Source organism: Rhodococcus rhodochrous, assembly GCF_900187265.1.
Taxonomy (GTDB): domain Bacteria; phylum Actinomycetota; class Actinomycetes; order Mycobacteriales; family Mycobacteriaceae; genus Rhodococcus; species Rhodococcus rhodochrous.
In genome coordinates this window covers 1,398,497-1,419,688 of the sequence record NZ_LT906450.1, presented here as the reverse complement: position 1 = coordinate 1,419,688, position 21,192 = coordinate 1,398,497, and the positions used below count along the sequence as shown (strand labels likewise).

Genomic DNA, 21,192 nt, shown 5'->3' with positions numbered 1-21,192 from the left:
TACGAAACGCGCCTGCTCCTCAGACCCCGCACACGATTTTCTCAGGGGGGACACAGGCCCGGGACCGCCTCGCGTACGCTTCTCACCCGTGAGTGCACACGGAGCATCAGCAGTAGGCATCGCGAACATCACGGAGGACGGCACCGTCCTCGACACGTGGTACCCGGCACCCGCCCTCGGCGAGCCGAGCGAAACCGGAACGACGCGACTCGAGGGCACGGACATCCCGTCCGATCTCGCCCTGCTCGCCGGTCACGACGAGGCGCGCGAGGTCCAGCAGGTGGTGGTGCGCACCGACATCGCGGACCTGTCGAAGCCGCCCGTCGACACTCACGACGTCTACCTGCGCCTGCACCTGCTGTCGCACCGTCTCGTCCAGCCGCACGGACTCAACCTCGACGGCATCTTCGGCATGCTCGCGAACGTCGTGTGGACCAACTACGGCCCGTGCTCGCTCGAGAACTTCGAGACCGTGCGCTCCCGTCTGCGCATCCGCGGACCGGTGACCGTCTTCGGTGTCGACAAGTTCCCCCGCATGGTCGACTACGTCGTTCCCGCCGGTGTCCGCATCGCCGACGCCGACCGCGTCCGCCTCGGTGCGCATCTCGCGTCCGGCACCACCGTGATGCACGAGGGCTTCGTCAACTTCAACGCCGGCACGCTCGGCAACTCGATGGTCGAGGGCCGCATCTCCGCGGGTGTCGTCGTCGACGACGGTTCCGACGTCGGTGGAGGCGCCTCGATCATGGGCACCCTCTCCGGTGGCGGCAAGGAGGTCATCTCCGTCGGCAAGCGCTGCCTGCTCGGCGCGAACGCGGGCGTGGGCATCTCGCTCGGCGACGACTGCATCGTCGAGGCCGGCCTGTACGTCACCGCCGGTACCAAGGTCACCGGCCCTGACGGCACCGTCGTCAAGGCCGCGACCCTCAGCGGCGCATCCAACCTCCTGCTGCGACGCAACTCGGTGAGCGGCGCGGTCGAGGTCGTGCCGAACAAGGGCAGCGGAGTCGAACTGAACGCGGCTCTGCACGCCAACGACTGACTCTGCACCCACAACAGATTCGGAACCGAGAAACTGTGAGTGAAACCCAGCGGCCCGCGTCCGAGGTCGAACATCTCGGGAGCGGCCTGAAGGTCCGCCATCTGACCATGATGGGACTCGGCTCCGCCATCGGCGCGGGCCTGTTCCTCGGTTCCGGAGTGGGTATCGCCGCAGCCGGTCCGGCCATCATCGTCTCGTACCTGCTCGCCGGCGTGATGATCATCTTCGTGATGCGCATGCTCGGCGAGATGGGTGCCGCGCTGCCGGTGAGCGGTTCGTTCTCGCACTACGCGCGCATCGGAATCGGCCGCTGGGCCGGATTCAGCATGGGGTGGCTGTACTGGTTCATGCTGATCATGGTGCTCGGTGTCGAGATCACCGGCGCCTCCGCGATCGTGCAGTCGTGGCTGCCGGGCGTACCCCAATGGGTGGTCGCGCTGGTGTTCGTCACCTTCTTCGCGGTGGTCAATCTGGCGAGGGTCGCCAACTTCGGTGAGTTCGAGTTCTGGTTCGCGGCACTGAAGGTCGCGGTCATCCTCGGGTTCCTGGTGATCGGCATCCTGCTCGTGTTCGGTCTGCTTCCGGGCACCGAACCCGTCGGCACCACGCACCTGCTCGGCGACGGCGACGGTTTCGCGCCCAACGGGATCGCCGGTGTCGCGGCCGGTCTGCTCGCGGTGGCCTTCGCGTTCGGCGGCATCGAGATCGTCACGATCGCCGCGGCCGAATCGAAGGATCCGGAACGGTCCATCGCGACGGCCGTGCGCAGTGTCGTCTGGCGGATCTCGGTCTTCTACCTCGGGTCGATCTCGATCATGGTGCTCGTGCTGCCGTGGACCGCGGCGAGCGGCGAGACCTCCCCGTTCGTCTCGGTGCTCGACATCGCCGGCATCCCCTACGTGTCCGGCTTCATGGAACTCGTCGTGGTGATCGCGCTGCTGTCGGCGTTCAACGCCAACGTCTACGGCACCTCCCGCATGGCCTACTCGCTGGCACGCGGCGGCGACGGACCGGCCTGGCTCAGCAAGCTCACCCACCACGGAGTGCCCCGCAACGCGGTGCTCGTCTCGGTGTTCTTCGGCTTCGTCAGCGTGTGGCTCAACTGGCTGCTGCCCGACACCATCCTCGGGATCCTGCTCAACGCGGTCGGATCGGCGCTCATCGCGATCTGGTTGTTCATCGTCGTCTCGCATCTGCGGCTGCGCCGCAAGTTCGAGCGCGAAGGCACCATCCGCCTGCGCATGTGGCTGTTCCCCTATCTCAGCTGGTTCACGCTCGCGATGCTCATCGGCTTCATCGTGCTGATGCTGTCCGACAGCGCGGCCCGGGTCCAGCTCGCGTCGACCTTCGTGCTGTTCCTGATCATCACGGCGCTCGGCTTGCTCTGGCACCGCACCCACGACGACAAGACGGTCAGCCACCCGTCCGATCGGCCAGCGCAGTGAGCACGAGCTCGGTGATGTCGAGCGGATCGCTCGTCCGGTAGCTCACCCCTCCGGTCGCCGCGGCGATCTGCTCGAGGGTCGCGGTGTCCACGTCCTCGCCGAGTCCGATCGTCACGATCCGGACCGGCTTGGACGGATCGTTCTCGTTCGAGAGGACCGCGAGCAGTTCGTCCTTCGACATCGCGGAGCCGTTGTCGGCGCCGTCGGTCACCACGACGACACTGTTGGCCGCGCGCGGATCGTAGCTGTCCTGCACGTACCGGAAGGCCGCGAGGATCGTGTCGTAGAGCGCGGTGGTCTCGTCGGCCGTACCGGCCATCTGTGCGACGAGCGAGGTGAGCAGGTCGCGTTGGGTACCGTCGTCCACCACCGCATCGAAGCGCCGGATCGGTGCCGCCACGATGTAGTCCCCCGGGGCCTCGGCGCGGTCGTTCGGCAATGTGGCGTAGTCGCTCACTCCCCCGCCGAAGAACCACAGGCCCGCCGAGACGTTCCCGGGCAGGACCTCGTTGGCGGCGGTCGCGGCGCGCCGGACCAGTTCGATCCGGCTCTCGTCGCCGAGATTACGGTTCATCGACGCGGAGACGTCCACCGCGAACACGGTGCGTACGGGAAGCGCCTGCAACGCCCACACGTTCATCGCCTCCTCGGCGACGGTCTCGTCGTCGAGTTCGAGCACCGGCACCGCTCCCACACCGCGGCCGTCGGGCAAGGGTCGTCCGCCTCCGTCCCGGAAGCCGTGACGGGTCAGCCTGTCGAGTCCTTCGGACGTGTGCAGCGCGTCGGTCAGCGCCGTCGCGGCCGCCGCCGCGGCGTCGTGCCGTTCTCCGCGCGCCGTCACGACCACCGGATAGTCCACGAGCAGCGTCCCGGTGGCGGGTACCTCGATGCCCAGTTCGCGCTCGTGGACGCTGCGATAGGTCTCGACCTGCTGTTCGGTGCTCACCACCGTCCCGCCATCGGCGACGGTCTCCTCGAGCAAGGTCGATCCGGTGGGTACCTCCTCGTCGCGGACCCCCTCCCGCTCGGCGAGCGGCGCCATGACGGGACGGACCGTGCCCATCGCGACGGGATCGTCGGCGGCTTCGGCCAGCACGGCGCGGATGGCACCTGCCGCGGGACCGGAGCGCAATGGATTGCCGAAGACGAGACCGGGATCGGACAGGGCCTCCTGCCAGTCGGCCGCCGGTTCGACGGTGCCCGGCGCACCCGCAATCACGAGCGGCGTGGTGGCCAGCGGTGTCGACACCGTGCGCACCGGGCCCGTGGCGGTCTCACCCGCCCACGACGCCCACCAACCGCCCGCCGGGAGCCACAGGTCGGGGACGTCGTCGGTCGCCAGTCGCGCCGACACCTCCCCCGGTTCCTGTTCGACGACCTCGAATTCCGTACATCCGGATACCGAGGTCTCCTCGATCACCGGCGCGAGGTCGGCGGTGACCGCCACGGTGTAACGCTCGGAGTCGTCGCACCCGCTCCGCCGCTCCACGAACAGGAAGGCGACGGATCCGGCCGCGAGGACGAGGATCACGGCGACCACGAACCAGCGCGCCCGACCCCTGCCCGGCCGTGCATCCCCACTCACGCCGCCACGACGGCTCGGCGGATCCGACTCGGACGGTCCGGACTCCCCCGCCATGCGTCGGCCCCCTCGCGCTCACTCCGGGTGACGCCCCTCGGTCGCCCGAGACCGATGATATAGACCGGCAGGCCTCGGGAAGCCGAATCCGACGCGATATCAGCCCTGTTCGGACCTCTCCAGTTCGAGTCGGCGAGCGATCAGCGCCGCCTGCAACTGGCGCAGTCCGGAGGGCCGGGTGGGGTCGAATCCGGTGAGTTGTGCGACCCGCTTGAGGCGGTAGTCGACGGTGTTCGCGTGGACGTGCAGGGTCTTGGCCGTGAGCTGGCGGCTCAGGTCGTGGGCGATGTGCGTTTCCAGTGTCTCGACGAGTTCGGGTGATTCGTCGAGCGGGTCGAGGACGCGCGCGAGGTGACGGCGCGCCGGTCCGGGCCGCGTGAGCTGGTATTCGAGGGCCAGATCCTGCATACCGTAGGCCCCGACCGCACGGCCGAGCCGTCGCACCAGATCGAGCAGTTCGTGGGCCTGCTTCGCCGCAGTGGGCACCTCCCGGACGGGGGCGTGGACGAGAGCGATGGTGACGGACACGCCCGCGACGGTCTCGATGCGCTGCCGGAATTCCTCGATCGCCTCGGTCGAGGGCGATTCGGGGAGCAGGACGGTGCCGCCCTCGGGGCCGAGCATCGCGAGGTGGCGGCCCTCGCAGATCGCCTCGAGTTCGGTCTCGACCCGGCGCAGGGTGCGCCGCGCGACGACCTCCGGCCGCACGTGCGGATTGCGTTCGTCGGGATGTCGGGTGAGCGAGACCGCGAGCACGGTGTAGGTGTCGGCGAGCACCAGCCCGGAGCGTTGCGCCACGGCCGCGGCGTCCTGCCCGCTCAGCAGCGCGGTGACCAGTTCCTGCGCGGCGACGTCGCGTTCACGGCGGATGGCGTCGAGTTCGGCGACGAAACCGGTGGTCGCGGCGACGGTGACCTTCTCGAGCAGCGCCATCCACAGGCGGGACGCGTCGGCGACGGAGGAGACATCGCCCTCCCGGGCCCGATCGGTGACCAGCTCCCAACCGAGACGGATGCCTTCGTGATAGATCCGGAGCATGTATTCGAGCCGGAAGCCGGCGCGGGCCCACTGGGCTGCGCTGCTGCGCAGGTCGGCGAGCTCCGCGTCGGAGGGTAGTTCTCCGGAGTCGAGGAGATGGATCGCGATGCGCAGGCAGCGCACGGTGACCTCGGTGACGTCGCCGCGCAGCGATTCGCCCGGTCGGAGCGAACACGGCGCCACGTTGTCGGCGAAGTGCGCCACGAGTTTGCGAGCCACGGCGGGCAGATCGCGCAGCGGAACGGACGCGGGCTTCCCGTCCACCAGGAAGAGCGGAGCGTTGTCACCGTCCCCCCGACGGTCGTGCCCGGGCACCCGGACCTGATCCGTTACAGACATCCCTCGAACCCCCATCGAAGTGAGTAGATCTACATACGGTGCAGTAGAGAATCCGCCTCGCAGTGTGACACATGCAACCCCTGTGACCGATTTTCCACGAAGTTCCGGTAACAGGAACCTGCCCGCGGGCGCTCCCCACCGACCCTGTCAGCCCAGTTTCTTCTTCTGCACCTTGCCCATCGCATTGCGTGGAAGGTCGCTCACCACACGCACCTCCCGGGGTCGCTTGTGCACGGAGAGCTGTTGTGCGACAAGGTCGATCAGTTCCGACTCGTCGACCTGGGCGCCGTCGGCGGCGGGCACCACGAACGCGACGATCCGCTGACCGAGGTCGTCGTCGGGCAGGCCCACCACGGCCACCTCCCGCACAGCGGGATGACCGAGCAGAACGGTCTCGATCTCCCCCGCACCCACCCGGAACCCACCGGTCTTGATCAGATCGGTCGACTCGCGGCCCACGATGCGGTGGAATCCGCCCTCGTCGACGGCCGCTACGTCGCCGGTGACGAACCATCCGTCCTCGGTCCACGCGGCCGCGGTGGCCTCGGGCCTGTTCAGATAGCCGTCGAAGAGCATCGGCCCGCGCACCTGCAGGACACCGATGCTCTCCCCGTCGTGGGGCACGTCGCGGCCCTGCTCGTCGCGCAGTCGCGTCTCGACCCCGGCGACGGGCGTGCCGACCCAGCCGGGACGGCGTTCGCCGTCGACCCGCGTGCTGAGCGTCAGCATCGTCTCGCTCATGCCGTAACGCTCGATCGGGACCAGGCCCGTGAGCTCACGCAGTCGTTCGAAGACCGGCACCGGCAGCGGCGCACTTCCGGAGACGAGCAGTCGCGCGCCGCTGAGCGCGCGGGCGGAGTCCTCGTCCTCGACGACGCGTGTCCACACCGTCGGCACCCCGAAGTAGAGGGATCCCTGTGCCTCGGCGTAGGCCTGCGGGGTCGGCTTCCCGGTGTGGATCAGCCGGCTGCCCATGCGCAGGGCCCCGACCACGCCGAGCACGAGTCCGTGCACGTGGAACAGCGGCAGGCCGTGCACGAGCGTGTCGCGCTCGGTCCAGGCCCATGCCTCGGCGAGGGCGTCGATGCCCGCGGCGAGCGCCCGGCGGCTCAGCAGCACGCCCTTCGGGGCGCCGGTGGTACCGGAGGTGTACAGCACGAACGCGATTCGCGCCGGGTTCGGCTCGGGCAGGTGATGCCAGTCGCGGGCGTGCAGGCGGACCGGCAGGCTCGGCAACTGCGGAACGTCGGGATGCTGCACCTCCGGCGCCGGACCGAGCCAGGCCTGCGCGCCCGAGTCCGTCAGGATGTGGGCGAGTTCGGCGGGCCCCGAGTCCGGTGGCACCGGCACCACGGTCGTCCCGGCGAGCAGGGCACCGGTCACGGCGACGACGGTGGTCGCGCTCGGAGTCGCGAGCACGGCCACCCGATCGGCGCGCGCCACCCGCGCCGCGACGGCGGTGGCCGCGCCGAGCAGATCACTGCGGGAGAAGGTGTGGCCGTCGATACGGACGGCGTCCGGGAGATCGTCGCCGCGCGCGACGGCCAGCGGGTTCAGCGAACGAAGCAGTGCAGACACGACAGCCACGATTCCATATCGATGCCGCGGTCTCGCAGAGGTGGTCAGGTGTGGATGTCGCCGCGCGCCGCGGACACCGATGCCCGCGCGAGATGTACCGGGGGAAGCACGGTGGCCATGACCGCACCCAGCAGCATCCCGATGAGGACGGCCACGCCGTGCGCGTCACCCGCGATCACGAGGACCACGCCGAGAAGGAAGGTCGCCGCGGAGGCGACGAGCAACGGGCGGGTCGCTCCGACGACCGGCCACAGTCCCGCGAGGGTCGCGGCCGCCGCGAGCGTCGCGCCGGTCGTTCCCGCGCCGTCGGACGGGAAGACGAAGGTGGTGAACAACCCCCACAGCACCTGGCCGACCACGAACAACCCGAGAGCGCGGTACCACCCCCACACCCGCACGATCGCGATGGCGACCACCGCGAGCAACAGCAGGTTCACGACGGTGAGGAGCACACCGCCGTCCTCGATCAGGCCGGCGGTGAGGACGCGCCACCACTCCCCCGAGTCCCGGGTGCGGACCGGCTGCCGCCGGAAGACGTCGAGCAGTCCCGGGAAGACCAGTCGCGCGAGCGAGGCCACCGCGACCACCGACCACAGGATCGTCGCCGCGACCGGCGGAGGCCACCAGAACGATCGCGTCGTCGCGTGCGCGGTGCTTCCCGAGTGGGAGCGTGACGCGCTCGCCGCAGCGATCGCCACCACGACGACATAGAGCACCCACAGCAGCGGATCCTCACCGGACGAACTCACGGGGTCAATCTACCGGTGAGCCACTCACCGGGCGGTGGGTCGGCGCGCTCTATCGGCACAGCGGAGCCGGAGGCTGCGCTCTATCCGCGCAGTCGGGCAGCGGCGGCGTCGATGGCGTCGTCGGTCGCGGTGAGCGCGATCCGCACGTGCAGGACGCCTCCGGGACCGTAGAACTCGCCGGGTGCGACGAGGATGCCGCGTTCGGCGAACCAGTCGACGGTCGCGCGGCATTCCTCACCGCGCGTCGCCCACAGATACAGGCCCGCCTGCGAGTGGTCGACGGTGAAGCCGGCACCGCGCACCGCGTCGAGAAGCACTTCGCGCCGCTTGCGGTACTTCTCGCGCTGGGCGTTCTCGTGCTCGTCGTCGTTCAGTGCCGCCGTCATCGCGGCCTGGATCGGCAGCGGCACCATCATGCCGGAGTGCTTGCGGACCTCGAGCAGGTCGGCGACGAGGTCGGCGTCGCCGGTGACGAAACCGGCCCGGTAGCTCGCGAGATTCGAGGTCTTCGACAGCGAGTGCACCGCGAGGAGGTTGGTGTGGTCACCCCCGCACACGCTCGGGTGCAGGATCGACAGGGCCTCACCCTCCCAGGTGAGCCCGAGATAGCACTCGTCGGAGACGACGATCGCGTTGCGGCTGCGCGCCCAGTCGACCACCTTGCGCAGGTGGTCGGGCCCGAGCACCTTTCCGGTGGGGTTCGACGGCGAGTTCACGAAGACCAGCGAGGCGACCTCGGGGCCGAGGCGGGTCAGCCCGTCGGCGCGGATGATGCGGGCACCGGCGAGCAGGCCGCCCACCTCGTAGGTCGGGTATGCCAGCTCGGGGATCACGACGAGATCGTCGGCACCGAGGCCGAGCAGCGACGGCAGCCAGGCGATCATCTCCTTGGTGCCGATCGCCGGCAGGATCGCGGAGTCGTCGAGACCGGTGATGCCGTAGCGACGTTCGAGCGCACCCACGGCCGCCCGCCGCAGTTCGGCGGTGCCGTGCGTGGTCGGGTAGCCCGGTTCCTCGGCGACCGAGACGAGCGCCTCCCGGATCACGGGGGCGACCGGGTCGACCGGTGTGCCCACCGACAGGTTGACGATGCCGTCGGGATGCGCCGCTGCCTTCGCCTTCGCGTCGGTCAGGGAATCCCAGGGGAAGTCCGGCAGGCTCTTCGCCACCGAACGGCGGACACGCGTGCTCACGAAAGTTCCACCGGTCCGTTCGTCACTCTTCGCCCATGGGAGGGAGGTTCTTGACGAACGGCGGGTCGTAGTCGACCTTGCCGAGCTTCGCGGCGCCACCGGGCGAGCCGAGATCGTTGAAGAAATCGACGTTGGCCTTGACGTACTCGGACCACTCGTCCGGGACGTCGTCCTCGTAGAAGATCGCTTCGACGGGGCACACGGGCTCGCACGCACCGCAGTCGACGCACTCGTCGGGGTGGATGTACAGCATGCGACCGCCCTCGTAGATGCAGTCGACGGGGCACTCCTCGATGCATGCCTTGTCCAACACGTCCACGCACGGTTCCGCAATCGTGTACGTCACTGCTGTTCTCCCTGCCTCTCTGTAAGCCCGCCGACCTGCGCGGTCTCGCCCGAGCGGGCGCCCTCGGCGCCCACGGTCCTCCAGTATCCCCCGTGCCCGTGCGGCACTCCGGAGTAAGGGTCCCCTACTTCGGAGTGCCGCCCGCGGTGACGGGTCAGCCCGAGGTGACCGGAAGCTCGATCGGCGTGTACGCGGTGGTCCGCTGGCGCGCCGGACGCCCGATGCCCTCGGCGATCGCGACGAGTTCGGCGACGGTCTTCTCCGAGCCGTGTTGCGAACCCGCCATGCGCGAGATCGTCTCCTCCATGAGCGTGCCACCGAGGTCGTTCGCCCCGCCTTCGAGCATGGCCTGCGTCCCGGCGACGCCCAGCTTGACCCAGCTCGTCTGGATGTTGTCGATCCGGCCGTGCAGCATGACCCGGGCGAGCGCGTGCGCGGCACGGTTGTCGCGCATGGTCGGTCCGGGACGCGACGCGCCGGCCAGATACAGCGGCGAGGACTGGTGCACGAAGGGCAACAGCACGAACTCGGTGAATCCACCTGTGCGCTCCTGGATCCCGCGGATCACGTTCACGTGGCCCACCCAGTGGTGCGGCTGGTCGACGTGTCCGTACATCATCGTCGAGCTCGAGCGCAGTCCCACCTCGTGTGCGGTGGTGACCACCTCGATCCACTCGGCGGTCGGGAGCTTGCCCTTGGTGAGCACCCACCGCACCTCGTCGTCGAGGATCTCCGCGGCGGTGCCCGGGATGGTGTCGAGCCCGGCCTCACGAAGTTCGGTGAGCCAGTCCCGGATCGACGTGCCGCTGCGTGCGACACCGTTGACGATCTCCATCGGCGAGAACGCGTGGACGTGTATCGACGGCACCCGTGCCTTGACGGCGCGGACGAGATCGGCGTAGCCGGTCACCGGCAGCTCCGGGTCGATGCCGCCCTGCATGCACACCTCGGTGGCGCCGGCGACGTGCGCCTCCCACGCGCGGTCGGCGACCTCGCTCGCCGAGAGGGTGAACGCGTCGGCGTCGCCCTTGCGCTGTGCGAAGGCGCAGAACCGGCAGCCGGTGTAGCAGATGTTGGTGAAGTTGATGTTCCGGTTGACGACGTAGGTGACGTCGTCGCCGACGGTGTCGCGGCGCAGCTGGTCGGCGAGCGCCACGAGCGCTTCGAGACCGGCGCCGTCGGCGTTGGCGAGGGCGATGTACTCCGCTTCGGAGCATCCGCCCGGATCCCGTTCCGCGGAGCGCAGCGCCGAGAGCACGTCGCTGTCGAGCCGCACCGGCGCGGAGGCACCCAGTTCGAGCACCTGTTCGCGGACGGTTTCCCAGTCGCCGAAGGCGCTCCCCAGATCGGAGCGGTGCTCGGTGTTGCGTCCCGTCACGTCGATCTCGGAGTTCAGGTCGACCCGGCCCGACGACTCCCAGTCGATGTCGGGCTCCTGCCAGGGCAGTCCGGACGGGATCACCTCGCGTGCGAGACCCGTGGCCGGATCGGCGAGGGCGTGCACGTGGGCGGTGATGCGCGGATCGATCCACGGCTGCCCGGCGAGCACGTACTTCGGCTGCGCGGCGATCCTCTCGGTGAGTTCGAAGCCGGCCTCGGAGCTCAGGCGCGCCAGGGTGTCGAGGTTCGGCCAGGGCCGCTCGGGATTGACGTGATCGGGCGTCAACGGCGAGACCCCGCCCCAGTCGTCGACACCCGCCCCGAGCAGCGCACGACACTCGTCGAGCGAGACGAGATTCGGCGGGGCCTGGATGCGCATGCCCGGCCCGAGGACGAGCCGCGCGACGGCGATCGCGGCGAGGAACTCGTCGAGATCGGCGTCGTCGACATCACGCATCGCGGTGTCGTCCTTGGCGCGGAAGTTCTGGACGATCACTTCCTGGATATGACCGAATGCCTTGTGCGACTTGCGGATCGCGTGGATCGATTCGGCACGCTCGGTGAAGTCCTCGCCGATACCGACGAGGATGCCGGTGGTGAACGGCACCGCGAGGCGGCCCGCATCGGTGAGCACCCGCAGCCGCACCGCCGGATCCTTGTCGGGGCTGCCGTAGTGGCACTGCCCCTTCTCGGTGAACAACCGTTCGGAGGTGGTCTCGAGCATCATGCCCATGGACGGGGCGACGGGCTTCAGCCGCGAGATCTCGGCCCAGCTCATCACCCCGGGGTTGAGGTGCGGCAACAGACCGGTCTCCTCGAGAACCCGGATCGCCATCGCGCGCACGTAGTCGAGGGTGGAGTCGTAGCCGCGCTCGTCGAGCCACTGCTTCGCTTCGGGCCACCGCTCCTCGGGCCGGTCGCCGAGTGTGAACAAGGCTTCCTTGCACCCCAGTTCGGCTCCCTGACGGGCGATCTCGAGGATCTCGTCGGGTTCGAGGTACATGCCGTGACCCTCGGCGCGGAGCTTGCCGGGGACCGTGACGAAGGTGCAGTAGTGGCATCGATCCCGGCACAGCCGGGTGATGGGGACGAAGACCTTGCGCGAATAGGTGACCGTGCCGGGTCGTCCCTCCGCGAGGAGGCCGGCATCGCGCACCCGCGCCGCCGACGCGCAGAGATCCTCGAGATCCGCGCCCCGGGCCTGCAGCAGGACCGCCGCTTCGTCGACGTTCAGTGCGACCCCGTCGCGAGCCCGGCGCAGCGCTCGACGCATCCCCGAGGGGGTTGCCGTGGATCGGGACGCGGCGCCGGGACGCACGGTGGGGGTCGGAAGCATCGCGGACTGCGGGGTGTCGTCTGCGGAATCGGTCATGCGCCCGATCATGCGCCTACGAACACCCCCATGCCACTTCGGGGTCTATTCGTGCGGGTAGTCGTCGTCCGCGGGGACTTCGCGGTACTGCTCGTAGGTGTCTGCCGCATCGGCTTCGAGCGGTACGTCCGAAGGCAGGTCGTCGGCAGGATCGTCGTAGACGGGAGTGGCCTGCTCGAGCCGGTCGGCCTCGGAATCGTTGTCGGATTGGATCTCGATGCCGAGCGCATTCGACTCCGTCATTGCGATCTCCTCCTGATAGGGCCCGATCGCGAGGTCGGATCGGGCGAGTCCGGCCGGGTTCTACGGATCCCAGCCTAGCGTGGAACCGGACACGGGGCCCGATGGAGCAGGAGGTGCGGGTGGAGGACGACGAGAGTTCGCCGGCGGGGCCGGCCGAAAACGCGCCGGCGGGGCCGGCCGAGAACACGGCGGCGACGAGCGTGGTGATGAGGGAACCGTCGTGGCGGCCGAGCCCGAAGGCGCGTGTGCTGTGGGCCGTGAGCGCAGCGCTGATGTGGTTGCCGCTGGTCGTCGCGCAGGTCGTGTGGGTGCTCGTCGCGCCGGTGGGCGCCGGGTGGCACGTCGCCGCCGCGGCCGCGACCGTCGTCCTCGGTGGACTGCACGTCGCGGTGGTGCCGGTCTGGCGATACCGCGTCCATCGCTGGGAAATGGACGAGACTGCGGTCTACACGCGTTCGGGTTGGTGGACGCAGGAGCACCGCATCGCACCGATCTCCCGGATCCAGACCGTCGACACCGAGCGGGGACCGCTCGACCGGTGGCTCGATCTGACCACCGTCACCGTCACCACCGCCTCGGCGGCGGGTGCGGTGGAGATCGTCGGGCTCGACAGCCGGGTCGCCGACGAGACCGTCGCTCGCCTGACCGCGCTCGCGGCGAGCTCGGAGACGGACGCGACATGAACGACGCCCTCGTGCCCGTGGCCGGGACGGACGAGGAGGTGCCGTGGTCGCGCCTCGATCGCCGGATGCTGCTGATCCACCCGATCGAGGAGATCCTGCGCCTGCTGCCCGTCCTCGCCGGGTCGTTCGTCATCGGGACCACCAGCGGCAATCCCGTGTGGGGCCTCGCGGCGACGGGCGTGCTCGTGCTGGTCGGTCTGCTGCGCTGGTTCACCACCACCTACCGTGTGGGACCTCAGCACGTCGAACTCCGCCGCGGTCTGCTGCAACGACGCGAGTTGTCGATCCCCCGCAGCCGTATCCGGTCGGTGGACGTCGAGCAACGCCTCCTGCACCGCGTGCTGGGTCTCGCACTCGTGAAGATCGGCACGGGCCAGAGCGGGGGTGCCGACCGCAACCGGTTCGAACTCAACGGCATCCCGATCGCGGCCGTACCCGAACTTCGTGCCGTCCTGTTGAGGAGCGGGCAGCAGGACGACCTGCCGGCAGAGGCGACCCCGGCCCCTGCTGTCACCGAGCGTCAGCTGGCGCGTTTCGACCCGGCGTGGGTGCGCTACGCGCCGTTCTCCACGACGGGACTGCTCGCCGTCGCGGCCATCGCCGGTGCAGCCTTCCAGTTCGGGCTCGGCAAGTGGATCGCCGAATCGCAGGTCGTCCGCCGCGCGGTGGAGACCGCGGAGGATCTGGGTCTGATCGTCGCACTCGTGATCCTCGTGCTGGTCGTCGTGCTCGTCGCCAGCCCGGCAGCGTGCGTGCGGTACCTGCTGCTCTACGGCGATCTGCGGGTGACCGACGACAACCGGGTCCTGCGCATCGCGCACGGCCTGCTCACGACCCGGCACACCACCCTCGACCGGGCACGGCTCCGCGGGGTCGCGCTGCGCGAGCCGCTGGCACTGCGGCTCGTCGGTGCCGCACGGCTCGACGCCGTCATGACGGGCAGGACCGCGCAGCAGGGCGGTTCGTCGCTGGTCCTGCCGTCGGCTCCCGACGAGGAGGTCCGGCGGGTCGCGGCCGAGGTGCTCACCGGGCGGTTGCCGCTCGAAGTTCCGTTGCGCAGCCACGGTCCCCGTGCCCGTCGTCGCCGCTACACGCGCACGCTGTGGCCGGTGGCCGTCGTGATCGCTGCCGGGCTCGTCGCCCTGACCGTCACCGACCGGCACGTGCCGGTCGCCGTGATCGCCACGGTGGTCGTGGTGCTGGCCGCGGGGGCATGTGCGCTGGCGCAGGACCGCTATCGGGGTCTCGGCCACGCGGTCGTGGACGGTCATCTCGTCGCCCGCAGCGGCTCGATCGACCGGCAGCGCATTTGCCTCGATGCGGACGGGGTGATCGGCTGGACGGTGCGGCAGACCTTCTTCCAGCGCCGTGCGGGTCTCGCGACCGTCGTCGCGGCGACACCGGCGGGTGCGGGACGCTACGAGGTGATCGATATTCCGGTGGACGAGGCGTGGGCGCTTGTCCAGGAGGTCACACCGGGTATGGGAGAAGCATGGATCGACCGATGAACCCCACGTCCGGACAAGGCCCCCTGCACGGCACTCCCCCGGCAACGCTGGCCGAACTCGACGATGCGCTCGTCGACTGCCGCGCATGTCCGCGGCTGGTCGCGTGGCGTGAGCAGGTCGCGCGGGAGAAACGAGCGGCCTTCCGCGACGAGGAGTACTGGGGCCGGCCCGTCCCGGGCTTCGGTCCGGCCGATGCGTCCCTGCTGATCGTCGGGCTGGCCCCCGCCGCGCACGGCGGGAACCGCACGGGACGGATGTTCACGGGAGACCGGTCGGGTGACGTGCTGTACGCGGCCCTGTACGACGCGGGACTCGCATCACAACCGACCGCGACACACATCGGCGACGGTCTCGAACTGTTCGGCACGCGCATCACATCGCCGGTGCACTGCGCGCCACCGGCCAATCGCCCCACGGTCGTCGAACGCGACACCTGCCGGCACTGGCTCGAACAGGAACTCGACCTGCTCTCTCCCACACTGCGGTCGGTCGTCGTCCTCGGCGGGTTCGGGTGGCAGGCGCTACTGCCCGTCCTGTCGGCTGCGGGGTGGGCGATCCCGGTTCCCCGTCCGAAGTTCGGGCACGGCGCACATGTGCTGCTCGCTCCCACCGAGGCGCGGGAGTACCCGTTGCATCTGTTCGGTTGCTATCACGTCAGCCAGCAGAACACCTTCACCGGCCGGTTGACCAAGGAGATGGTGACCGACGTGCTCAGGGACGCGGCGCGGGCTGCGTCCCTCCAACCGCCTGGGTGATCTCCTTGATGCGAGCGGAGAACAGGTACCCGCCGGCGGGGGCGAGCGCGGCCACGGGCAGCAACAGGGTCCGCCAGTCGCCGAGCGCGAGCTGGTCGCCGCCCGGGCCGCCCGCGAGGCAGACGAGGAAGACCACGGTCCAGGCCAGCAGCGGCAGGGCCGCGCTGCGCAGGGAACCGGTCTCGGCGCGAACGGCCACCACCAGGAGCAGGTTCGCGAGTCCGGCCAGCAGGATGGTGATCGGGAAGGGCACCCCGGCGATGTACAGGCCGAGATAGAAGACCGACAACAGGGCGCACAGCGCACCGTCGAGCACGAGCAGCGCGACGAGCCCCCGGCGGGGTCGGACGTCCGCCGGTGACGCGATGGGTGCAGCGGTTGCTGGATCGACCGTCATGCTTCGATGGTGCGCTACCGGACGCGCACGAGCGCAACCGGGGTCCGCGGTATACGCACGGGACGTCAGGGAACCGGCGGGTAGCCGAGCATGGTGAGCAGGGCGCTCTGCTGGTCGGCGAAGGAGTACAGAGCGTGCCAGTAGTCGGCCCGGATCTCGTCGGCGTACGGCCTCAGCGAATCCACGAACGCGACGATCTGGTTCTGGACGGACCAGTTGTACATCGACAACCCCCTGCACGGTGTGCCTGCGTGGTGCACGAGACCTGGTGATGTGGGCCACCTATAACCTCGTGGATGACGCGGATCACACTAGCCGATGCCGGAGAAGAGGTCGTCCTCCCGTCCCGTGGAGTCGGTCAGGCCGAGCTGCCCGCGCACGAGCACGAAGTGTTCCTGGTCGAAGACGGGCTGGGCGACGAGGTTGGAGAGCACGAACTGCTCGCCGTCCTCCGCGACCAGCACCTGGGTCGCGTGGGCGGCCATCGCGGTCCGCTTCGCGTCGAGAACCGAGCGGACGTCGACGACGGTGGTGACCTCGTCGTCGGGCACGCTCGGCAACTCGCCGGGCTCCGGTCGGCGCCAGCCCTCGGGCAGCGTGCCCATGGCGGCGATGCCGCGTTCGAGCGCGGACCGCTCGGCGACGGTCCAGTACACCTTCGCGGGGGTCCACGCCGCCCCCGCGGACGGGTACTCCTCGGTGCCGGCCGCTTCGACGGCCGCGGTCACCCGTTCGTGCACCGCGATGTGGTCGGGATGCCCGTAGCCACCGAACGGGTCGTAGGTGACGACCACGTGCGGACGCGTCTCGCGGATCACGGCGACGAGCGCCTCGACCGCTTCCTCGCGGTCGGCGTTGACCCAGGCGCGGGGATCGGCGGCGGACGGGGTGCCCGCCATCCCCGAGTCTCGCCAGTGCCCGGCACCGCCGAGGAAGCGCGGGCGCTCGACACCGAGAGCTCCGAGCGCCCGGGTGAGTTCGAGGATGCGGTATCCGCCGAGCTGGTCGGCGCGGTCGGCGGTGAGCTGGGCCCACTCGTCGCCGATCACTTCGCCCTCTTCGCCGAGCGTGCAGGTCACGACGGTGACTTCGACGCCCTCGGCGACGTACCTGGCGATGGTCCCGCCGGTGGTGAGCGTTTCGTCGTCGGGATGGGCGTGGACGAGCAGCAGTCGTCGATCCGCAACATCGGGGACGGCGCCCGGAGTATCGGTCACGGTGTGGTCCTTCCCCACAGATGGGCGTCGCCGAGAATACCGGTGGCGACAGCGGCTGTCAGCGAGACGTTCTCGACGCCCGGACCGGCGGCGACGACGGCCCGGTCCTGCAGGATCGGCAGGTTCACGGCGAGATCCCACAGCCCGGTCTGTGCGTCGGCGACGACCTTCGCCGGATCGGTGGCACCGTTCAGCGCCGCCAGCAGGTCGGGTTCGAGACCCGGATCGCATGCACCCGAGAGGTTGCTCGGGGCTTCGAGCTGCGCTGCGAGCGCGTCCTCACGTTCCTCGACGTCGTCCTCGTCGAGCGTGGTGGTCGCGGGGTCCGACGGCCGGGCGGCCGTCGTCCCGGGGGCGTCGGGCTGCGCCGGGAGGTCGGACCCGGGCGTGGTCGGCAGGGCCTCCCCCGCCGCGGTGGGTGTTGCGGCCACGGGGACACATCCGAATCGGGACAGCGCGGCGGTGGCGGGATCTCCACCCGCACGCATCCAGCCGACGACCGCATGCACGCTGCCCTCGACGAGGGCTTCGCCGTACAGCTCGTCGGGGGGCAGTTCGTCGACGGACGCGTCGATCCCGGCGCCACGCCACAGATCGACGGCGGTGCGTGCGACCGCGCGGGCGGTCTCGTCGCCCTCCGGCACGCCCACGACCAGCGTCAGCGGCACGCCGGCGCGGGCCAGGGTGCCTTCGGGTAGAGCCGGAGCGTTCGTGGTTCCCTGTTCGGGAGTCGCGCTCGTCGGCGCCGCGGTCTCGGATGTCGTCTCGGAGGTCTCGGTCTCGGACCCCTCGGTCTCAGGAGTTCCGGGGTTTGGTGCGTCCGGGTCCGCCGGCACCGGGGGCGCGGCGGGCGGGACGGGCAGATATCCGGCAGCGGCGAGACGGTCGAGGGCCTGCTCTCGGGGCAGCCGCGGCGGCATCGTGTCGGTGTATCCCGGATCGGACGGCGCGAGCACCTGGGCCCGCGCCCGCACGACCTCGGTGCTGTTCGCCGTCGCAACGAGTCCGAGCAGCTCGGGATCGAGCAGGTCGAGCACGCCTCGCCGGACTCCGGGGTCGGCGAGTTCGGCGGTACGGGTGTTGAGGGTCACCTCGAGGGTGCGCGGCTGGAGCTGGACGCCGGTCCGCACACCCGGCACAGCGGCGAGCTGCGCTTCGAGAGCGACACCACCCGCGCTCTGGACCACCTGGGCGTCGTCGCTGCGCACCGATTCGGTCACCTGGGCGTCGGTACCGGCGCGGCGCATGAGCAGTTCGTCGGGTCCGGCCGGGGTGCCCCAGAACCGGTCGTTGCGCTCGAGCAGCACCTCGGCGCGCCCGCGGTCGACGTTGTCGACGTGGAATCGCGCGCCGGACACCGGGATCGTCTCGGACAGGCCCGTGGAGAAGCCACCCGGAGTGTCCTTGACCAGGTGCGCGGGCAGCAGATTGGTGAACAGTTCGCGCCACGCCGGATACGGCTCGCGCAAGGTGACGGTGACGGTCTTGCCTCCGCCCGACGATCGGATGTCGTCGATGAGGCGGTAGCCGGCGGGATCGACCACGCCGGGCTGGGTGATCATCTGCCGCCACAGATACCGGAAGTCCTCGGCGGCGATGGGCGCTCCGTCCGACCACTGGGCCTCGTCGCGCAGGCGGTAGGTGATGGTGAACGGCGCCTCGTCGGTGACCTCGGCGGACAGCAGCAGCGAGTCGTCCGGAACCCACAGGGTGGCAGCGGGGTTCTCCGGATCGGGCACGGCACGGAAGGCACTCGGGAGCACGAGTTCGGCGACGGCGTTCGCGACGGGCGACTGGTCTGCGAGCAGGTGGGGGTTGAAACCCGAGCCGACCTCGTCGATCGCGACCACCACCGTGCTGCGCTTCGGAGCGGGAGCGGGAGTCGTGGTCGGCTCCGTCTGCTCGATGGGCGGCGGCGGGTCGGCGGTGCAGCCGGTGAGGACCAGCGCAGCCACGGCCAGGCCGGCCGTCGCCCCGATCAGTCGGCGGCGAGCGCGCGTACGCGACACTCGGGCTCCTTCCGTGAGGCAGGTGGTACGTGGGTGGCCCCGGCCAGCATGCGCTCGCCGGGGCCACCCCACACCTGGACTACTTGTTACGGGCCTTCTCCCGCGACCGCGCACGCGCACGGTCGGTCTGCGAGAGGTGCAGCTTCCGCACGCGCACGTCCTCCGGGGTGACCTCGACGCACTCGTCCGCAGCACAGAACTCGAGCGCGGCCTCGAGGGTCAGCTCGATCGGCTTGGCGAGCGTCTCCATCACGTCGGCGGTCGAGGAGCGCATGTTGGTGAGCTTCTTCTCGCGGGTGACGTTGATGTCGAGGTCCTCGGCGCGCGGGTTGATGCCCACGACGTGGCCCTCGTAGGTGTCGCTGCCCGGTTCGACGAAGAACGTGCCGCGGTCGGCGAGCTGGATCATCGCGAACGGGGTGACCGAGCCGGCACGGTCGGAGACGAGCGAACCCGTGTGGCGGGCGCGGATCTCGCCGGCCCACGGCGCGTAACCGTGGAAGATGGCGTTCGAGATGCCGGTGCCGCGGGTCTCCGTGAGGAAGTCGGTGCGGAAACCGATCAGACCGCGCGACGGGATGATGAACTCCATGCGGACCCAACCGGTGCCCTGGTTGGTCATCTGGACCATCTTGCCCTTGCGGTTCGCGAGCAGCTGGGTGATGGCGCCGAGGTGCTCCTCGGGGCTGTCGATGGTCAGCTCCTCGTAGGGCTCGTGCAGCTTGCCGTCGATGGTGCGGGTGACCACCTGCGGCTTGCCGACGGTCAGCTCGAAGCCCTCACGGCGCATCTGCTCGACGAGGATGGCGAGGGCGAGTTCGCCTCGGCCCTGCACCTCCCACGCGTCGGGGCGTCCGATGTCGAGGACGCGCAGCGACACGTTGCCGACGAGCTCGGAGTCGAGCCGCGTCTTCACCATGCGGGCGGTGAGCTTGTGGCCCTTGACCCGGCCGACGAGCGGCGAGGTGTTGGTGCCGATGACCATCGAGATGGCCGGCTCGTCGACGGTGATGCGCGGCAGCGCCACCGGGTTCTCCGAATCGGCGAGGGTGTCGCCGATCATGATCTCCGGGATACCGGCCACGGCGACGATGTCGCCGGCGACCGCGACCTCGCCGGGCTGGCGCTCGACACCGACGGTCTTGAGCAGCTCGGTGATCTTGACGTTCTTGACGCCGTCGGCGTGCATCCACGCGACGGTCTGGCCCTTGCGCAGCTCACCCTGGTGGATGCGCAGCAGCGCGAGACGACCGAGGAACTCGGAGGCGTCGAGGTTGGTGACGTGGGCCTGCAGCGGCGCAGACGGATCTCCCTTGGGTGCGGGGATGCACTCCATGAGGACCTCGAAGAGCTCGTCGAGGTTCTCGGCGTCGGGGACCTGACCGTTCTCGGGCTGCTTCTTCGAGGCCTTGCCCTCACGACCGGAGGCATAGAGGACGGGCAGCCCGAGGGCGAGCTCGGCGGCTTCGGCGGCCTCGTCGTCGAGGTCGGACGCGAGGTCGAGCAACAGGGTCTGGCTCTCCTCGACGACCTCGGCGATGCGGGCGTCGGGGCGGTCGGTCTTGTTGACCACGAGGATCACCGGCAGCGACGCGGCGAGCGCCTTGCGGAGCACGAAGCGGGTCTGCGGCAGCGGGCCCTCGGAGGAGTCGACCAGCAGGACGACGCCGTCGACCATGGACAGGCCGCGCTCGACCTCACCGCCGAAGTCGGCGTGGCCGGGGGTGTCGATGACGTTGATGACAGTGACGGTGCCGTCCGGGTGGTGACGGTGCACCGCGGTGTTCTTCGCGAGAATGGTGATGCCCTTCTCGCGCTCGAGGTCGCCCGAGTCCATGACCCGGTCGACGAGTTCCGCACGTTCGGCGAACGCGCCCGACTGGCGCAACATGGCGTCGACGAGAGTGGTCTTTCCATGGTCGACGTGCGCCACAATGGCGACGTTCCGAAAATCAGCGGTGCTCACGCGATAGCTCTCCTGGCTGTAGTCCGGCCACACGGCACTGGACCCGGTCGGCACCTCGCCCGTACGGCGTTCGTCTAGATGGCCGCGACGCGAGATTGCGAGCTACCTACCCCGTCCGATCTTCGGCGTGCAGGCACTGCGGCCATCAATACACTTTACAGGGCCCTTGTCGGTCGGCGCTTCTACCTCATCCGATACCCGCAGGTCGGCGACGCTCGGGGTGACGCTCGACACTCCCAGGGGAGACGTGAGCACCGAATCCGACACCACATGCACCCCTTGGCTCACAAGTA

The 21,192-nt window shown here is 69.8% G+C and carries 18 protein-coding genes; 5 read left to right on the top strand and 13 right to left on the bottom strand.

Features of this window, described 5'->3' with window-relative positions; genetic code table 11:
* Window positions 1-88 precede the first annotated feature (88 nt).
* Together dapD and CKW34_RS06590 are read left to right on the top strand one after the other, a co-directional pair.
* Window positions 89-1,042 carry a 2,3,4,5-tetrahydropyridine-2,6-dicarboxylate N-succinyltransferase gene (gene dapD, locus CKW34_RS06595; protein ID WP_059382988.1) on the top strand — a complete coding sequence of 318 codons (954 nt, stop codon included), beginning with the start codon at window positions 89-91 and terminating at the stop codon, window positions 1,040-1,042.
* A 110-nt stretch (window positions 1,043-1,152) separates the two neighbouring features.
* Complete coding sequence (locus CKW34_RS06590) at window positions 1,153-2,487, top strand: amino acid permease (protein ID WP_229580569.1); 1,335 nt, start codon at window positions 1,153-1,155, stop codon at window positions 2,485-2,487.
* On the opposite strand, the gene CKW34_RS06585 is transcribed toward CKW34_RS06590, so the two are convergent.
* From CKW34_RS06585 to CKW34_RS06550, 8 genes are all read right to left on the bottom strand, one after another.
* Complete coding sequence (locus CKW34_RS06585; protein WP_231921812.1) at window positions 2,456-4,072, bottom strand: substrate-binding domain-containing protein; 1,617 nt, start codon at window positions 4,070-4,072, stop codon at window positions 2,456-2,458. The two genes, CKW34_RS06590 and CKW34_RS06585, sit on opposite strands and share 32 nt — an antisense overlap.
* Window positions 4,073-4,225: 153 nt before the next feature.
* Window positions 4,226-5,479: a PucR family transcriptional regulator gene (locus CKW34_RS06580; protein WP_059382991.1), complete on the bottom strand. Its 1,254-nt coding sequence runs from the start codon at window positions 5,477-5,479 to the stop codon at window positions 4,226-4,228.
* A 171-nt stretch (window positions 5,480-5,650) separates the two neighbouring features.
* A complete protein-coding gene (locus CKW34_RS06575; RefSeq protein WP_059383064.1) occupies window positions 5,651-7,081 on the bottom strand; it encodes an acyl-CoA synthetase in 1,431 nt (476 codons plus the stop codon).
* 44 nt (window positions 7,082-7,125) lie between these two features.
* On the bottom strand, window positions 7,126-7,830 hold the full coding sequence (locus CKW34_RS06570; RefSeq protein WP_059382992.1) for a hypothetical protein: 705 nt from the start codon (window positions 7,828-7,830) through the stop codon (window positions 7,126-7,128).
* A gap of 80 nt (window positions 7,831-7,910) precedes the next feature.
* Window positions 7,911-9,023 carry a succinyldiaminopimelate transaminase gene (gene dapC, locus CKW34_RS06565; protein WP_229580409.1) on the bottom strand — a complete coding sequence of 371 codons (1,113 nt, stop codon included), beginning with the start codon at window positions 9,021-9,023 and terminating at the stop codon, window positions 7,911-7,913.
* A 22-nt stretch (window positions 9,024-9,045) separates the two neighbouring features.
* Window positions 9,046-9,369: a ferredoxin gene (gene fdxA, locus CKW34_RS06560; RefSeq protein ID WP_006550573.1), complete on the bottom strand. Its 324-nt coding sequence runs from the start codon at window positions 9,367-9,369 to the stop codon at window positions 9,046-9,048.
* Window positions 9,370-9,523: 154 nt separating this feature from the next.
* Window positions 9,524-12,121, bottom strand: a complete 2,598-nt coding sequence (locus tag CKW34_RS06555) for a bifunctional FO biosynthesis protein CofGH (RefSeq protein WP_059383066.1) — start codon at window positions 12,119-12,121, stop codon at window positions 9,524-9,526.
* Between the two features lie 45 nt (window positions 12,122-12,166).
* Window positions 12,167-12,364, bottom strand: a complete 198-nt coding sequence (locus tag CKW34_RS06550; RefSeq protein WP_059382993.1) for a hypothetical protein — start codon at window positions 12,362-12,364, stop codon at window positions 12,167-12,169.
* A 101-nt stretch (window positions 12,365-12,465) separates the two neighbouring features.
* Here CKW34_RS06550 and CKW34_RS06545 point away from each other — a divergent pair, with 101 nt between their 5' ends.
* From CKW34_RS06545 to CKW34_RS06535, 3 genes are read left to right on the top strand one after another with little or no spacing between them, the layout of a single operon-like run.
* Entirely contained in the window at window positions 12,466-13,047 is a 582-nt protein-coding gene (locus CKW34_RS06545) for a PH domain-containing protein (RefSeq protein ID WP_059382994.1), read from the top strand.
* On the top strand, window positions 13,044-14,555 hold the full coding sequence (locus CKW34_RS06540; protein ID WP_059382995.1) for a PH domain-containing protein: 1,512 nt from the start codon (window positions 13,044-13,046) through the stop codon (window positions 14,553-14,555). Before CKW34_RS06545 ends, CKW34_RS06540 begins: the two co-directional genes overlap by 4 nt.
* A complete protein-coding gene (locus tag CKW34_RS06535) occupies window positions 14,552-15,310 on the top strand; it encodes a uracil-DNA glycosylase (protein WP_059382996.1) in 759 nt (252 codons plus the stop codon). The genes CKW34_RS06540 and CKW34_RS06535 overlap by 4 nt, the downstream gene beginning before the upstream one ends.
* Here CKW34_RS06535 and CKW34_RS06530 read toward each other — a convergent pair.
* The 5 genes from CKW34_RS06530 to typA form a co-directional block, all read right to left on the bottom strand.
* Window positions 15,267-15,707, bottom strand: a complete 441-nt coding sequence (locus CKW34_RS06530; protein ID WP_059382997.1) for a hypothetical protein — start codon at window positions 15,705-15,707, stop codon at window positions 15,267-15,269. The genes CKW34_RS06535 and CKW34_RS06530 overlap by 44 nt on opposite strands.
* A 65-nt stretch (window positions 15,708-15,772) precedes the next feature.
* Window positions 15,773-15,931, bottom strand: a complete 159-nt coding sequence (locus tag CKW34_RS24450) for a hypothetical protein (RefSeq protein WP_016693616.1) — start codon at window positions 15,929-15,931, stop codon at window positions 15,773-15,775.
* Window positions 15,932-16,018: 87 nt separating this feature from the next.
* Entirely contained in the window at window positions 16,019-16,942 is a 924-nt protein-coding gene (gene mshB / locus CKW34_RS06525; RefSeq protein ID WP_059382998.1) for an N-acetyl-1-D-myo-inositol-2-amino-2-deoxy-alpha-D-glucopyranoside deacetylase, read from the bottom strand.
* A complete protein-coding gene (locus CKW34_RS06520; protein ID WP_059382999.1) occupies window positions 16,921-18,933 on the bottom strand; it encodes an ABC transporter family substrate-binding protein in 2,013 nt (670 codons plus the stop codon). Before CKW34_RS06520 ends, mshB begins: the two co-directional genes overlap by 22 nt.
* 79 nt (window positions 18,934-19,012) lie before the next feature.
* The gene (gene typA, locus CKW34_RS06515) at window positions 19,013-20,899 is read right to left on the bottom strand and encodes a translational GTPase TypA (RefSeq protein ID WP_059383067.1); all 1,887 of its coding nucleotides are present in this window, start codon (window positions 20,897-20,899) and stop codon (window positions 19,013-19,015) included.
* Window positions 20,900-21,192: the final 293 nt, after the last annotated feature.

What these genes read in the sequence shown, in the direction of transcription:
- CKW34_RS06530 (WP_059382997.1), bottom strand. Translation starts at nt 15,707, where the DNA reads ATGACGGTCGATCCAGCAACCGCTGCACCCATCGCGTCACCGGCGGAC.
- CKW34_RS06555 (WP_059383066.1), bottom strand. Translation starts at nt 12,121, where the DNA reads ATGACCGATTCCGCAGACGACACCCCGCAGTCCGCGATGCTTCCGACC.
- CKW34_RS06590 (WP_229580569.1), top strand. Translation starts at nt 1,153, where the DNA reads ATGGGACTCGGCTCCGCCATCGGCGCGGGCCTGTTCCTCGGTTCCGGA.
- CKW34_RS06540 (WP_059382995.1), top strand. Translation starts at nt 13,044, where the DNA reads ATGAACGACGCCCTCGTGCCCGTGGCCGGGACGGACGAGGAGGTGCCG.
- CKW34_RS06535 (WP_059382996.1), top strand. Translation starts at nt 14,552, where the DNA reads ATGAACCCCACGTCCGGACAAGGCCCCCTGCACGGCACTCCCCCGGCA.
- CKW34_RS06545 (WP_059382994.1), top strand. Translation starts at nt 12,466, where the DNA reads ATGGAGCAGGAGGTGCGGGTGGAGGACGACGAGAGTTCGCCGGCGGGG.
- CKW34_RS06550 (WP_059382993.1), bottom strand. Translation starts at nt 12,364, where the DNA reads ATGACGGAGTCGAATGCGCTCGGCATCGAGATCCAATCCGACAACGAT.
- CKW34_RS24450 (WP_016693616.1), bottom strand. Translation starts at nt 15,931, where the DNA reads ATGTACAACTGGTCCGTCCAGAACCAGATCGTCGCGTTCGTGGATTCG.